The sequence below is a fragment of the Flavobacterium sp. genome, from assembly GCF_043779715.1.
In the GTDB taxonomy this organism is placed as follows: domain Bacteria; phylum Bacteroidota; class Bacteroidia; order Flavobacteriales; family Flavobacteriaceae; genus Flavobacterium.
This window is the reverse complement of the sequence record NZ_JAYWDT010000192.1, coordinates 1-15434: the sequence shown is the minus strand read 5'-3', so window position 1 is coordinate 15434 and position 15434 is coordinate 1. Positions and strand designations below refer to the sequence as shown.

The following is a 15434-nucleotide window of genomic DNA, read 5'->3' as shown; positions in this document are numbered from 1 at the left end:
AGTACAGGCGCGAAGGTGCCTGGGTAGAATTTCCCACCAGGCGCTTTCGTTGCGGTGAAGTAGTGGAAGGAAATGTCAGAGCGAAGATTGGTAAAATTGAAGTTCAGGCCGCCCATTCCCTTGGTTAAGTAGCCTGCATCCGTGCTGCATAAAGCGTACTTCACGGGGGCCGTTCGCCTGAAATCTGGGATAAGTGGTTACATCAACTGCTAAAGGGAATATGGTCTGGTGTAATATTGTGATATACAAAAAGGAATTCCGACCTGTATTCGCTGGACTGAAAGCTCCAATGAAGTCATACGATTGCGGCTTTGACGTAGTCGAAAAGGTTACTCTGACGATGCCGTTGTTGCTAATCAGGTAACAAGGTACATATTAGATAATTGGCCCCATGAAAGCGTCATAAAACGACGCTACATCACTTACACTATCACTTGTGGAAGTGCAGACGAAATCGTGTAGGCCGATGTGATGGCTAATGTTGCACGTCTTGGTTCAAATAGTTGGAATTCATTGGTCATCTGCTTTCCTGGAGATAATTCACATGCAAATGAACTTTACTATACTATAGTGAAGAATCACTGATGCGAGTTGGAAAGCCGCTCGCATCTCTTACCGTCGTAATCAACCTAGTAATCAAGCAGGAGTCTCATCAGATGGTGCTTTTGGTAAGAAGTCATCAAAGCAGACAAACAGTACAGAATTTAAATTCACCTCAAGGCGTTGCTGGAGGTGCTCATCCTCCTCAATTTTGTATTGCAACTTAAACTGTTCAACGGTTAGATCAGCATTCGCAGTCACAATCAAGGCCAGGAGTACCAACCAAAGGGCGAACATGGCGTGGACGATATAGAATGTCTCGGCATCGGCCTGAAAGGTTGCGCAATCGATGTCTTGGTTGCATACAGTGGACGTCTAGTAGATGAAGATTCAATTGACTACTAACAACTTCGAATCTCACAAGACGCTTCAAGGTAGAACATTTTCACTGCTGAAGTGCTGCATACTGTAGCTGTTCAGTACTAAGATTCGAAATGATGTGTTGCGAAGGAAAGAGGGTATATTTTAGTATAACGTTATGGTAACCATTTCATTTTCCTTTGCGATATACCAATATAATTTTGGGTGTAAATCTTGTAGTTTTTTATAAATAAAATCGGTATCGGATTTTAAATCTTGTTCAGAAATTAAATCGTTTAGATGTTCATTATGCTTTTTTACTGATGAACAACTTGAAAAAAATAATATTGAGATTAGAAGAAGTGCTTTTTTCATATATTCTACTTAATAATTGATTTAATTATGGGTTAAATTTCTAAACCTGAATTACTCCCAAATTAAACTGCTTTTCAATTGGTGCATGATTTGCAGCTTCAATCCCCATCGAAATCCAAGTTCTGGTTTCTAAAGGATCTATTATTGCATCTGTCCACAAGCGAGAAGCCGCATAATATGGGGAAACTTGCTCGTCGTAACGTGCTTTTATTTTATCAAAAAGTTCTTTTTCTTTGGCTTCATCAATTACTTCTCCTTTCGCTTTTAGCGAAGAAGCTTCAATTTGCGCCAATACTTTTGCAGCTTGTGTTCCGCCCATAACAGCGAGTTCAGCACTTGGCCAAGCAAATATTAATCTTGGATCATAGGCTTTTCCACACATGGCATAATTTCCTGCTCCATAAGAATTTCCTACGATTACAGTAAACTTTGGTACTACCGAATTAGAAACGGCATTCACCATTTTGGCACCATCTTTTATGATTCCGCCATGTTCTGATTTGCTTCCAACCATAAATCCTGTAACGTCTTGCACAAAAACTAATGGAATTTTCTTCTGATTACAATTGGCAATAAAACGGGTCGCTTTATCGGCAGAATCAGAATAAATTGCGCCACCAAATTGCATTTCGCCTTTGGCATTTTTTACCACTTTACGCTGATTCGCCACAATTCCTACTGCCCAACCATCAATTCTGGCATAAGCTGTGATTAATGTTTTTCCGTAATCGCCTTTGTATTCATCAAATTCAGAATTATCGACCATGCGCTTTATAATCTCATACATATCATATTGATCTGCACGTGATTTTGGAATAATTCCAAATATTTCTTTTTCATCAAGAACTGGCTTTTGAGATTTAACTCGGTTATAACCTGCTTTATCGAAATCACCAATTTTCCCCACGATACTTTTTATTCGATCTAAAGCGTCTTTGTCATCTTTGGCTTTATAATCCGTCACACCCGAAATTTCGCAATGTGTGGTTGCTCCGCCCAATGTTTCATTATCGATAGTTTCTCCAATAGCAGCTTTTACTAAATAGCTTCCTGCCAAGAAAATACTTCCTGTTTTATCTACAATCATGGCTTCGTCGCTCATAATTGGAAGATATGCGCCTCCCGCAACGCAACTTCCCATAACAGCTGCAATTTGGGTAATTCCCATACTGCTCATAATGGCATTGTTTCTAAAAATACGTCCGAAATGTTCTTTATCAGGAAAAATTTCGTCTTGCATAGGTAAATAAACTCCTGCCGAATCGACTAAGTATATAATTGGCAAACGATTTTCCATAGCAATTTCTTGCGCACGAAGGTTCTTTTTTGCTGTTATTGGAAACCAAGCTCCCGCTTTTACAGTAGCATCATTAGCAACAACAATACATTGTTTTCCTGAAATATATCCCATTTTCACCACTACTCCACCAGACGGACAACCACCATGTTCGGCATACATTCCTTCACCAACAAAAGCACCAATTTCGATGTTGTTTTCATTATTATCAAGCAGATAATCAATACGTTCCCTGGCAGTCATTTTGCCTTCGTTGTGTAATTTTTGGATTCGTTTTTCGCCTCCACCTAATTTTACTTTGGCAAAACGTTGTCTTAAATCTGATAATAAAAGCTTATTGTGGTCTTCGTTTTTGTTGAAGTTAATGTCCATTTTTATAGAATATAATTTGAAAAAGAAATAATAATTTTATGTGGCTAAAATACAAAATCAATTGTGATTTTAATCATTGATTTTCTGTTCAAATTAAAGATTTATTTTAAATATTTAATGTTAACTTAACATTACATTACTACATTTGCATTCAAATTAAAAAAATAGCAAGATGGCTTTAAAAGATTTATTCCAATTTTTTGTACCAAAAGACAAAACTTTTTTCCCCTTATTTATAAAAGCTTCTAATGAATTATTTGCTTTGTCAGAAAACCTACATGAAGCTGTAAATATTAGTAAAGACGAAAAAAAGGACCGTATTGATTATTACAAACAAGTTGAAGTACTAGTTATAAGTATCGAAGAAACTACTCATAAAATGAATTTAGAATTGAGTAAAAACTTTATTACTCCATTTGACAGAGAAGACATTCATTCATTAATTACATCGATAAACGAAGTGGCAAATAATATTTATTCGGCTTCAAACAGAATGAGATTGTATAATGTTGGGAAGATTAATAAATCAATAAGAAAATTAACAGAAATTAATGTTGAATCTTGCAACTCTATAAATAATGCAGTCATTGAATTAAAAGATTTAAAAAATCTTGATAAGATAAATGACAGTGTAAAAAAAATATATAAATTAGAAAGTAAAGCCGATGTTATTTTTGACAAAGCAGTTGCTGATTTGTTTGAAAATGAGACTGATGTCATTAACATAATTAAATACAAAGAAGTTTTATCAGCATTGCATAATGCTACTGATAAATGTAGAAATGTTGCCAGAACACTTGAAGCAATTTCGGTAAAACACGCTTAACTAATTTATTAAAATTCTTCAAATGGAATTAACGTTACTTATTGTAATCATTGTTATTGCATTATTATTTGATTTGGTCAACGGTTTTCATGATGCAGCAAATTCTATCGCTACAGTTGTTTCTACAAAAGTTTTAACTCCTGGACAAGCTGTTGTTTGGGCAGCATTTTTTAATGTACTTGCCTTCTGGATATTTGATATGAGTGTTGGAAATACAGTTGCAAAAACTGTAGACAATGGCGCTATAAATCTTTGGGTGATTCTCGCCGGACTAATTGCTGCAACAATTTGGAATTTATTAACTTGGAAGTTAGGAATTCCATCATCATCATCACATACACTTATTGGAGGGTTTGCTGGAGCAGCAATTGCTCATGCAGGTTTTAGTGTTGTAAATTCGACAGAAATACTTAAAGTGGTGGCATTTATTTTCTTGGCACCAGTTATTGGAGGAGTCATTGCGTACATCATTACCATTATAACAATACAAAGAAATCCTTATAAAAAAATTGGTTCATTTACAGTACTTTCTTTAGGTATTATGTACCTAATGAATCATATGGTAAATTATATGGATGTTAAACCAATCATGATGTGGATTGTAGGTGCAATGTTAGGTACAATGATTCTGTTTTATATTTGGTATTATGTGGTTCACGGAAAAAGCCAAACGGTTTTGAAAGAATCGAACATGTACAAAAAATTGCAATTACTATCATCAGCAGCGTTTTCTTTAGGTCACGGTGGTGCCGATTCTCAAAAAGTAATGGGAATTATTTGTGCAGCTTGTATGGTTTATGCCAACATTGCTAGAGAAAAAGGTATCGAAAATACTATTGATAAAAACCTTCAGGTTACCGAATTAATGCAAATTGAATATGAATCTGCCGAAGGTAAAATAGAAAAATTTAAACCCGAACATACAAACGGAGATAAAATATTTGTTTACACAAAAGGAAAAGATATCCTAGATGCAACAACGAATCAAGTTATTTTTGAAGACAAAAAGCTAAATGCAACTTATCCAGAATCAGCTCAATTTGCAGATTATATAGTTGATGGAAAACTAAAAGAAGGATATAAAGTAAAAACCAAAGTACATTCGGACTCGATGCCTTGGTGGATCGCATTTGGTTGTTATTTTATGATTGGTTTAGGAACATTAATGGGAGGTTGGAAAATTGTGAAAACAATGGGAACCAAAATCACAAAAGTAACGCCACTAGAAGGTGTTTGTGCAGAAACCGCAGGAGCATTAACCTTATTTACGGTTTCTAATATGGGAATTCCTGTTTCTACCACACATACCATTACAGGTTCAATAATTGGTGTTGGTGCCACAAAACGACTTAGTGCTGTGCGTTGGGGAGTTACAATAAGTTTATTATGGGCTTGGGTGCTAACGATACCAGTTTCGGCAGCAATCGCAGCCATTGTATATTATATTACGACAGTATTTGTATAAAAAAAGAGTTTGTTATAAAAGCAAAAAGGGAGAAATTTAGGTTTCTCCCTTTTTTGTTTTTAAATTTAACACATTCAAGAAAGTAAATTAAGCCTAGCAATCTTGTAAAATCTTTGTTAGTGGTTGGTTATTTTTTCGCTATTATTTGAAATCCATTTGCAATGTTTCCATTCATTGTTTTTACAACTAATGGATTTTCTATTAAAATATCCAAATCTTTTGTCAAAGTTTTAATCCACACTTTTGTATGATGACGAAAAATAGCTCCTTCAGGTAGTTTGAAAACACCAAAATTATCTTTGTCTCCGTTTAAATATTCATATCGTTCAACTTCAACTGAATTTTCTTGTAAGTAGTAATCGCTTATATAATTCCGCCTTTTTTAAGTTTAGATAGAAGTAAACTTATTAAACTATTCTGTCCTTCATTGGAAGGAATACAAGTTAAAACAGCAAAAAGGATAATGCAATCTATAGAATTGTCTTCTAGATTTAATTCTGTTGGATTATTAATATGATAAAGTGCTAAATTGTTTTCTGATATTCCTCTTGCGATTAATTCTTTAGAAGTGTCAAATCCACAAACATTTTCAAATCCTAAATCGATTAATTGTTTCACAATTCTTCCATAACCACATCCAAAGTCAACAATGCTACTTTGTTTTTTTAAAAAAGTATTTATTAATTCTAAATCTATTGGATGTGTAAAAGTTTTTATTTCTGCAACTTCGTCCCAATATTCTTTTTGATTATCTATATTCATTTTGTGCGTTTTTTTGCGCTTAACTATCCACTAACTCATTAATTTGTCTAGTTCTCATTAACCTTTTATTTCAATGAATCTTTTCTCGGTTTGTAATGCATCAAATATTCTCCTTTTGGCTTGCCATCATCAAAAGAACTAAACTTTATTAGTGCTCGCACATTATTTCTGGCTTCTTTGTTGGTGAAATTTTCGTATTCAATTCGGTAAATTGCAGAATACATTTCGGCACGACCAACACCGTGATAGCAATGAATTAGGACTGGATAATTGGCTTTGTTATCCATAATTTTTAAAAATGAATTTACATTTTCTTGTGTAGGAACCTGATCTGAACCATTGTTAAAATAGTTTACTCCTTTTATTTTTGAAACGGCTTCTTTTTCGGCAGTTAATTCAGTAGGGATTTCTGGATTATTCACTAAATCGGTAGTTCCTGGGAAACGCAAATCGACAATAGATTTTATATTATATTTCTTAACATAACTTGCTATTTCGTCTGGCGGAATAACGCCCGATTTATATACTTTCCCTTCAGTTATCGTTTCGAAATTATGATTGATATTCATATCATACACATACTTTCCAACAAATAGAAGTATGATGATACTTAACGTTATGACTATTTTTTTTACTTTAGAACTCATATAAAATATTGTTGTTTTCTTGCAAATGTATAGCAAAATTTAAAAATGGAAGATAAAATTATGTTAACTAATTTGCTGTCAATTTTTTATCCATAATTCTTCTCATATAATCCTGAATAAATGCTTTTGCTGATATTTCGAGCTTCTCAACTTCTTGATTTTTTACTTTTCCCATCAAGTTATTTTCTAAACCCAAATCTGTTTTATTATAAATTCCTACAATTTCTTTTCCATCGAAAGTACAAATATAATTTCCTTGCATAAACTGGTATTGTCCACCATTAAAATTACAAACAAATGGTGATATCTTTTTGTCTCCAACCAAGCTTCTGCCCCAGCTTCTAAAAGGTTTCTGATAACCTATCATATCTAATATCGTCGGATAAATATCTATTTGTTGGGCAAAATCGGTATTAACACCTTTTAGATTGCTATTGGGTTTGTAAATTAAAACAGGAACTGCCGAACGGTTAACTATTTGATTGTAAAAAGGATAATATGTCTGATTACAATGATCTGCTGTAATTATAAAAATAGTATTGTTAAACCAAGGTTGTTTGCTAGCCGATTCGAAGAATTTTTTGAAAGCATAATCGGTATAACCTACAACTGTATGCATAGGAATTGTTCCTTTTGGAAAAGTATCTTTATATTTTGCTGGCGGAATAAACGGTTCGTGCGACGAAACTGTAAATATGGTACTAAAAAAAGGCGTTTTCTTTTTGTCTAATTCTTGTTTCATAAATTGCATAAACGGCTCGTCCCAAATTCCCCAAGAGCCATCAAATTCTTTGTCATTGTTAAACTCTGTTCGTCCGTAATAATGGTCGAAACCTAAAATATTTCCGAAACCTAAAAATCCCATCGAACCATTAGCCGCACCATGAAAAAATGACGTATCATAACCCAATTCCTGAAGCGTAGAAACCAACGATTGTATTTTTTGCTTCGGATATGGTGATGATGTAAATGCATCTCTAAACGACGGAACACCAGCAATTACTGACGACATTCCGTGTATCGATTTACTTCCGTTTGCAAAAGCATTAGTAAAAATTAAACTGTGTTGCGCTAGCGAATCTATAAATGGTGTGTAACTTTTGTAATCTGGAATCGCATAATTTTTATTAAATGATCCCAAATATTCTCTTCCCATACTTTCGGTAATAATGACTACAATATTGGGTTTTGTAAGCGGATTATTTTTGTACTGTTTTATAGGTTGAATTGAGTTTTTTATTTGTTCTTCTGATACTAAATTTATTTTTTTGAAACTATTAGTTTTCATTGTTCTGATTAATGCAAAAGGCGTATTTAGCACAATATCTGCATGTTGTGGTTTTGTAACATATCTGTTTGCATCAATCATATTAATTGGTCTGGTACTTTTCTTAAAATCTCCACGAATCCCACCAATAGTCATAGTTGCTATAACTAACAATCCAATTATCGAGTAGGCGAAATATTTAATTTTACCAATTGTAATTTGTGTTTGAGCAACTTTTACCTTTTTATACAAATAAATCCAAAAGAATAATAATATAAAAAACAATGCATAAACATGCCAATAATCAACAATAAAACGAGAAAACAAACTACCTTTATTTGTCTCATTTTTAGCAATATCTAGAATTGCAATTGTAGTTCTGGCATAAGTAAATCGGTAATAAATATAATCTATAAAATTCGTTGCATACGCGATAGCATTAGAAATAAAATAGACCCAGAATAGAAAAATCTGATATTTTTTTGAAGTATTTATCCAAAATGGAAGTATCGAAAGTAAAATAAACAATCCATTTACATACAAAATCGCAGTCGTATCAAAGACCAAACCATGATAGGCTAACGATATATATTCGGAAACAGAATCTACTTTTAGTAATTTATAATTATATAAAAAGAAACCCAATCTGGCAATCGAATAAAACAAAAAAGCCAATAACACTCTATAAAACAAGACTTTATATTCTTGAAATCTGAAAAATTTAGACATGAAAATTGTAATTAAAAAGTACTTGTAAAAATAGAAAAATATAATCGCAATGGAAGAATTTTAATACATAATTATTATTCTAACTTTATCAAACAAAACATATATTTGTAATACTAAAGAAGCCGTTTTATGGAAGAGTGTATTTCAGTATTTGATATGTTAAAAATTGGCGTTGGTCCATCTAGCTCACACACGCTTGGACCTTGGCGTGCTGCCGAAAGATTTTTAGCCGAATTAACTGAAAGAAAAATATTAGACAAAACAATTCGAGTTAAAGTCGATTTGTATGGTTCTCTTTCGCTAACAGGAACTGGTCATGCAACCGATTTAGCAATCATGTTAGGACTTAGCGGACAAGATCCAGAATATATTCCTGTGCAAAACATTTCTGGAATTATAAAAAATATTGAAGACAAAAAAGAAATAAACTTGGGTAACAAACAACTTATTCCGTTTTATTTTTTACAAGACATTGTTTTCAATAAAAACTTTCTTCCTTTTCATGCCAATGGCTTAACATTTACAGCATTTACTTCCGATGAAAAAGAATACCAATCGACCTTCTACTCTATTGGTGGCGGATTTGTGGTTAAAGAAGAACGAACAAGTGCCAAGAAAAAAACTGAAATAAAACATGCTTTTCCTTTTCCAATAAATCTAGCAGCAGAATTATTGCAATATTGTATTTCGGAAAATAAAAAAATATCTGAAATCGTGTACGAAAACGAAAAATCGATGCGTTCCGAAGAACAAATTCATCATGAGTTAATGAGAATTTGGGAAACCATGCTAGAGTGTATGTACATTGGTTGTCATTCTGAAGGGATTTTACCGGGCGGATTGAATGTAAGAAGACGTGCATTCGATATGCATCAAAACCTAATTGGATTGGCCAATTATTCGAACCCTCAAGAATGGCTAGAATGTATTAGAAAAACCGAAGTCAAATTTCGTCAAATTCTAAAATGGGTTTCTTGTTTTGCCCTTGCGGTAAATGAAGTGAATGCTTCGCTAGGACGAGTAGTAACAGCACCAACCAACGGAAGTGCTGGTGTAATTCCTGCTGTTTTGATGTATTATTTATGTATCGAAAACCATGAAGCTGGCGAAAAAGAAATTAAACAATTCTTGATGGTTGCTGGCGAAATAGGAAGTATTTTCAAAAAAGGTGCAACAATATCCGCTGCAATGGGCGGTTGTCAAGCCGAAATTGGCGTATCATCAGCTATGGCTGCGGCTGCACTATGCGAACTCATGGGCGGAACTCCAGAACAAGTTTTAATGGCGGCTGAAATTGCTATGGAACATCATTTGGGATTAACCTGCGACCCGATTGGTGGTTTGGTTCAAATTCCGTGCATCGAAAGAAATACAATGGGAGCCATAAAAGCTATAAATGCTGCCGAATTAGCACTAGAAACCGATCCTAAAAATGCCAAAGTTCCATTAGACAAAGTAGTAAATACGATGTGGCAAACTGCTAAAGACATGAATAACAAATACAAAGAAACTTCTGAAGGAGGATTAGCAATTGCTGTAAATATGTCTGATTGTTAGTCTAATTTGAATAAATATCAAAATGAATATTGAACAACAAACACCTAGAGAATTACTTCAACAATTTTACATTGATAATAATTTAGGGTTAGATGGTGGTCAAAAAAGCTCTAGTGTAAGAATTGAATTGACTCCAAAATTTAATTTCTATTTTCCCAATTTTGATGCCCGCAGAGAAGCAGTAATCAAACACGATATTCATCATTTATTGACAGGATATGATACCACAATTATTGGCGAAAGTGAAATTAGTACTTGGGAAATTGCCTCAGGATGTAAAAAATATTGGGCTGCTTTTTTAATTGATACTAGTGGTGTAATGGTTGGCTTACCTTTCAGTTTTTCACGAGTTTTGAAAGCATTCGCACGAGGAAGAAGGACAAAAAACTTGTATCACGATATCTTTTCTAACGAAACTGCTCTAGATATGAAAATTTTCGAATTGCGTGAAATTTTAAATCTAAACCATAATCCAAAAAATATAGCTCCAAATTTAACTGATGTGATTTTATTCACCTTATTCGTTTTTTATGGAGCTATATATTCAATTTTACTTTTGGTTACTTTTCCATTTTTACTTTTGTATTCTATTTATACAGGAATATCAAATCGAAAGTTGAAACTTTGAAAACAAAAAAGTTATCGATGTTAAATTATTTTCTTCTAGTATCAATAATATGAATGATTTTCCATAGATTATTTTCTTTGAAAAATGTAAAAGCGTTCACACCAGAATGACTTAGTTTTCCATTGATATAAAATTCGTAAGGTGTCCAAGCATCTGCCATTGCTCCATCAACTTGAATATTATAACTCAAAATCTTTTCTTCAAATTTCATATCCGCTGGAAAAGTCGAGAATGATTTGTAAAATTCTGTTGTTTTTTCATCAACCAATTTGGTTCCTTTTTGTCCTTCTATGATCGATTGTAAAATCATTTTATCGTGGCAAACAGATTTGATTTTTAGGGTATCTTTTGTATGAAAGCCATCAAAAAAAGTTTTAACTGTATTTTCAATTTCAGACTTTTGTGCATTCGCATTTAAAGCAAAACAAAAGATAAATAGAGCAGCAAAATATTTCATATTTCATATTTTTAAAGGTTATTTTATTTGTATCAAAAAACGAATAATTGTTACACTTTTATAGAATTTGTAGTACTTTTACACTTCAAAATTTACCATTATGTCAGTAGCTAAAAAAGATTACAAACGAATTACCACCAAATCATTGATAGAAATGAAAGCCAATGGCGAAAAAATTTCTATGCTCACAGCCTACGATTATACGATGGCAAAAATTGTAGATACTGCAGGAGTCGATGTTATTTTAGTTGGAGATTCTGCCAGTAATGTGATGGCTGGACACGAAACAACTTTACCTATTACTTTAGACCAAATGATTTATCACGCATCTGGCGTAGTTCGTGCAATTGAAAGAGCTTTGGTTGTAGTCGATTTACCTTTTGGAAGCTACCAATCGGATTCAAAAGAAGCACTTCGTTCGTCTATTAGAATTATGAAAGAAAGTGGCGGACATGCTGTAAAACTTGAAGGTGGAAGGGAAATAAAAGATTCTATCAAGAAAATTCTAAATGCAGGGATTCCAGTTATGGGACATTTGGGACTTACACCGCAATCTATATACAAGTTTGGGACTTATACTGTTCGTGCCAAAGAAGAAGAAGAAGCGGAAAAATTACTTGAAGATGCTAAATTATTAGAAAAATTAGGTTGTTTTGCTTTGGTTTTAGAAAAAATTCCAGCACATTTAGCCGAAAAAGTTGCCCAAAGTATTTCTATTCCTGTAATAGGAATTGGCGCTGGTGGCGGAGTCGACGGACAAGTTTTAGTTATTCACGATATGTTAGGTATGAACAACGAATTTAGTCCAAGATTCTTAAGGAGATACTTAGATTTATACGACCAAATGACAAAAGCCATAGGCAATTATGTTGCTGATGTGAAAAGTAAAGATTTTCCTAATGCTGGTGAGCAATATTAATTTAGACTGTTTAGATTTTTAGACTGACTTAGACTTCTTAGAAAAATGCATCAATTTAAAGAATTATTAATTTGGAAAAAAAGCAGAGAATTTTGTCATAAAATTTACACTGCAACTTCATCTTTTCCTGCTGAAGAAAAATTTGGACTTACAAATCAATTAAGAAGAGCATCTGTTTCAATTCCATCAAATATTGCTGAAGGTTCATCAAGAAATTCAAATAAAGATTTTGCAAGATTTTTAGAAATTGCTATTGGTTCTGCATACGAAGTAGAAACACAACTTCTAATTTCGTCCGATTTAGGCTTTATTAATCATGAGAATATTATTGATTTAACGAACACTTTAGAAGAAATCATCAAAATGACTTCTAGATTTAGAGCCACTTTATTATAGTTCTTGTCTAAAAATCTAAGTAAGTCTAAAAATCTAAGTAAGTCTAAAAATCTAAGAAGTCTAAATGAAAACTCTCTCAAACAAAAATAATTTACAAGTCCTTCACGAAGACAATCACATTATTGTGGTAAATAAGCGTGTGGGAGATATTGTGCAAGGAGACAAAACAGGAGACAAACCGTTATCGGAAGTTGTCAAAGAATATATAAAAGACAAATACAATAAACCAGGTGAAGTTTTTTTAGGCGTTGTACACAGATTAGACAGACCAACAACGGGAATTGTAGTTTTTGCAAGAACCAGTAAGGCTTTAACTCGACTAAACGAAATGTTTAGTAACCGAGAAACTCAAAAAACCTATTGGGCAGTCGTAAAAAACAAGCCTCCAAAAAGTGAAGATAAATTAGTTCATTATCTAAAAAGAAATGAAAAAAACAACACTTCAAAAGCGCATATCAAAGAAGTTCCTGAAAGCAAATTGGCTTCTTTAGATTATAAAATAATCAAGGAATTAAACAACTATTTTGCTTTAGAAATTAATCTTCACACAGGTCGTCATCACCAAATTAGAGCCCAACTTTCTGCCATTGGTTCACCTATAAAAGGAGATTTAAAATATGGTTTCGACAGAAGCAATCCTGACGGTGGAATACATCTTCATGCCAGAAAATTAGTTTTCACACATCCTGTTACTAAAGAAAATATACAAATTATCGCACCTGTTCCTGATGATGTGATTTGGCGAGCCATTTAATTTATTATATTAGCTAAAAAATATTTTCGATGAATAATTTACCCTCTGTTTCACAAAGAAAAGAAGCATTAAAAAAGCTCTTAAAAAATATTATCATTCACGAAGAAGAAATTCTGGAAGCTTTATATAAAGATTTTAAAAAACCAAGATTTGAAGGAATTGTTACCGAAACATCATATATCATTTCGGAACTAAAAAACACTATTAATAAAATAGATTCTTGGAGCAAGCCTAAATGGGTATTTCCATCACTTCTAAATTTTCCTTCTTCGGATTATATATACAGCGAACCTTACGGAAAAGTGCTGCTTATTTCTCCTTGGAATTATCCTTTTCAATTAGCAATAAGTCCGCTAATTGCAGCGGTTGCAGCAGGAAATAAAGTAACACTAAAACCGTCGGAACTCACGCCTTACACATCAGCAATAATTTCAAAAATAATTAGAGAATCGTTTGAAGTAAAACATGTTGTGGTCGTAACCGGCGATTATACTATTGCTCAGGATTTACTAAAAAAACGGTGGGATTATATTTTCTTTACAGGAAGTGTTGCTGTTGGAAAAATTGTAGCAAAAGCTGCTGCCGAAAACCTAACACCCGTAACACTCGAGTTAGGCGGAAAAAACCCTTGTATTGTTGATGAAACTGCAAATCTTCCACTTGCTGCAAAACGTATTGTTTGGGGTAAAATCTTAAATGCCGGACAAACCTGCATTGCGCCCGATTATATATTGGTTCATCATAAAATGAAATCCAAATTGATCAAATATATTATCGAAGAAATAAAAAATGCTTTGGGTGAAAACCCACAAGAATCTGAAGATTTTGCTAGAATTATAAACCTCAAAAACTGGGAAAGACAATTATTTTTAATCGAAAATCAGACCATTCTTTTTGGTGGAGAATCTAATAGAAATGATTTTTACCTTGCTCCTACACTACTCGACGAACCTAGTTTAGACAGTCCTGTAATGAAAGAAGAAATTTTTGGTCCTATTTTACCCATACTTTCTTATGAATCGAAGGCAGATATTGAAAGAATTATTTCTAAATACGAAAAACCATTATCTCTATTTATTTTCTCAGAAAACAAGTCGTTTATTAAAGAAGTTCTAAATAAATATTCTTTTGGTGGCGGTTGTGTAAATGATACTATCATCCATTTTTCAAATAGTCGTTTGCCTTTTGGTGGTGTTGGTCATAGCGGAATTGGTGCTTATCACGGCAAACTAAGTTTCGATACTTTTTCGCATAAAAAAGCCATTGTTAGAAAAGGAAATTGGTTAGACTTACCTTTGCGATATGCTCCTTACAAAAACAAAGTAAATATTATAAAACGAATACTAAACTGGCTTTAAATTAAACAAAAATGGAAGAAATGAATGACATTAAAAAATCTTTAGATTTAGGTGAAACAATCAACGAAGCTTTTGAAATCTGGAAAAAAACGGCACTTATGGGCGGATTGGCTTTTATATTTCTAATGCTTATCCTAACAATGCTTTCAATGGTGGGAGTTGGCTATTTTTTTAACAAAGAAGAACTTCCTGAACTGATGAAAAATTTTAATCCAGAAACGTTATCAACCAACGGATTGCTAATTTATTTTGCTATTGTTATAGGTTTTACAGTACTTATAAGTCCCTTTGTGGCTGGAATGCTAAAAATGGCTCATGATGCGGATAATGATCAAGAAGTTACCTTTTCTTCGATATATTATTATGTAAACAGCCCGCAATTTTTAGATATTATATTAGCTACAACTACAATTTCCTTATTTTCAGTAGGATTGAATATTTTGTTAAAAAATGCTTTACCAAATACTTCTGGAGATATTCTAGGATTTATAATTTCTTACACCATATCGATACTTACATTTATAGCAATACCATTGGTCATTTTTAAAAATTTAAATTTTATCGATGCAGTTAAGCAAAGTTGCTCCAAAATTTTAAACAACTTTTTTATTGTTTTATTATTAATGATTGTAGCCGGAATATTTTCTGCAATTGGAATAATTGCGTTGTGTATTGGTTTATTTTTTACAATACCATTCGCCTATGCAATGCAATATAGTATTTAC

At 33.0% G+C, this 15434-nt stretch carries 15 protein-coding genes; 9 read left to right on the top strand and 6 right to left on the bottom strand.

The annotated features are described in order from the left end of the window. Positions 1 to 1065: 1065 nt before the first annotated feature. Positions 1066 to 1275: a hypothetical protein gene (locus ACH2BG_RS09335; protein WP_395047424.1), complete on the bottom strand. Its 210-nt coding sequence runs from the start codon at positions 1273 to 1275 to the stop codon at positions 1066 to 1068. 40 nt (positions 1276 to 1315) lie between these two features. Continuing rightward, positions 1316 to 2944: an acyl-CoA carboxylase subunit beta gene (locus tag ACH2BG_RS09330; protein ID WP_395047423.1), complete on the bottom strand. Its 1629-nt coding sequence runs from the start codon at positions 2942 to 2944 to the stop codon at positions 1316 to 1318. A gap of 172 nt (positions 2945 to 3116) precedes the next feature. On the opposite strand from ACH2BG_RS09330, the gene ACH2BG_RS09325 reads away from it, so the two are divergent. Continuing rightward, positions 3117 to 3770, top strand: a complete 654-nt coding sequence (locus ACH2BG_RS09325; protein WP_395047422.1) for a DUF47 domain-containing protein — start codon at positions 3117 to 3119, stop codon at positions 3768 to 3770. 22 nt (positions 3771 to 3792) lie between these two features. After that, on the top strand, positions 3793 to 5235 hold the full coding sequence (locus ACH2BG_RS09320; protein ID WP_395047421.1) for an inorganic phosphate transporter: 1443 nt from the start codon (positions 3793 to 3795) through the stop codon (positions 5233 to 5235). Positions 5236 to 5598: 363 nt separating this feature from the next. Here ACH2BG_RS09320 and ACH2BG_RS09315 read toward each other — a convergent pair whose 3' ends face one another. The 3 genes from ACH2BG_RS09315 to ACH2BG_RS09305 form a co-directional block, all read right to left on the bottom strand. After that, a complete protein-coding gene (locus tag ACH2BG_RS09315) occupies positions 5599 to 5997 on the bottom strand; it encodes a class I SAM-dependent methyltransferase (RefSeq protein ID WP_395047420.1) in 399 nt (132 codons plus the stop codon). 65 nt (positions 5998 to 6062) lie between these two features. Continuing rightward, a complete protein-coding gene (locus ACH2BG_RS09310) occupies positions 6063 to 6644 on the bottom strand; it encodes a dual specificity protein phosphatase family protein (RefSeq protein WP_395047419.1) in 582 nt (193 codons plus the stop codon). 67 nt (positions 6645 to 6711) lie between these two features. Beyond that, positions 6712 to 8640 (bottom strand): LTA synthase family protein, encoded by a 1929-nt coding sequence (locus ACH2BG_RS09305; protein ID WP_395047418.1) that lies wholly within the window; start codon positions 8638 to 8640, stop codon positions 6712 to 6714. 129 nt (positions 8641 to 8769) lie between these two features. On the opposite strand from ACH2BG_RS09305, the gene ACH2BG_RS09300 reads away from it, so the two are divergent. Next, entirely contained in the window at positions 8770 to 10197 is a 1428-nt protein-coding gene (locus ACH2BG_RS09300) for an L-serine ammonia-lyase (RefSeq protein ID WP_395047417.1), read from the top strand. Positions 10198 to 10219: 22 nt separating this feature from the next. After that, positions 10220 to 10825 carry a hypothetical protein gene (locus ACH2BG_RS09295; RefSeq protein ID WP_395047416.1) on the top strand — a complete coding sequence of 202 codons (606 nt, stop codon included), beginning with the start codon at positions 10220 to 10222 and terminating at the stop codon, positions 10823 to 10825. A 25-nt stretch (positions 10826 to 10850) separates the two neighbouring features. Here ACH2BG_RS09295 and ACH2BG_RS09290 read toward each other — a convergent pair whose 3' ends face one another. Next, a complete protein-coding gene (locus ACH2BG_RS09290) occupies positions 10851 to 11282 on the bottom strand; it encodes a nuclear transport factor 2 family protein (RefSeq protein WP_395047415.1) in 432 nt (143 codons plus the stop codon). A 100-nt stretch (positions 11283 to 11382) separates the two neighbouring features. Between ACH2BG_RS09290 and panB the strand changes: the two genes are divergently transcribed. From panB to ACH2BG_RS09265, 5 genes are all read left to right on the top strand, one after another. Next, positions 11383 to 12201, top strand: a complete 819-nt coding sequence (gene panB, locus ACH2BG_RS09285; protein ID WP_395047414.1) for a 3-methyl-2-oxobutanoate hydroxymethyltransferase — start codon at positions 11383 to 11385, stop codon at positions 12199 to 12201. A gap of 45 nt (positions 12202 to 12246) precedes the next feature. Continuing rightward, positions 12247 to 12597 carry a four helix bundle protein gene (locus ACH2BG_RS09280; RefSeq protein WP_395047413.1) on the top strand — a complete coding sequence of 117 codons (351 nt, stop codon included), beginning with the start codon at positions 12247 to 12249 and terminating at the stop codon, positions 12595 to 12597. 64 nt (positions 12598 to 12661) lie between these two features. After that, a complete protein-coding gene (locus ACH2BG_RS09275; protein ID WP_395047412.1) occupies positions 12662 to 13351 on the top strand; it encodes an RluA family pseudouridine synthase in 690 nt (229 codons plus the stop codon). Between the two features lie 29 nt (positions 13352 to 13380). Next, positions 13381 to 14709 carry an aldehyde dehydrogenase gene (locus ACH2BG_RS09270; protein ID WP_395047411.1) on the top strand — a complete coding sequence of 443 codons (1329 nt, stop codon included), beginning with the start codon at positions 13381 to 13383 and terminating at the stop codon, positions 14707 to 14709. Positions 14710 to 14729: 20 nt separating this feature from the next. Further along, the coding region (locus ACH2BG_RS09265; RefSeq protein ID WP_395047410.1) for a hypothetical protein at positions 14730 to 15434 on the top strand (705 nt) is incomplete at its 3' end.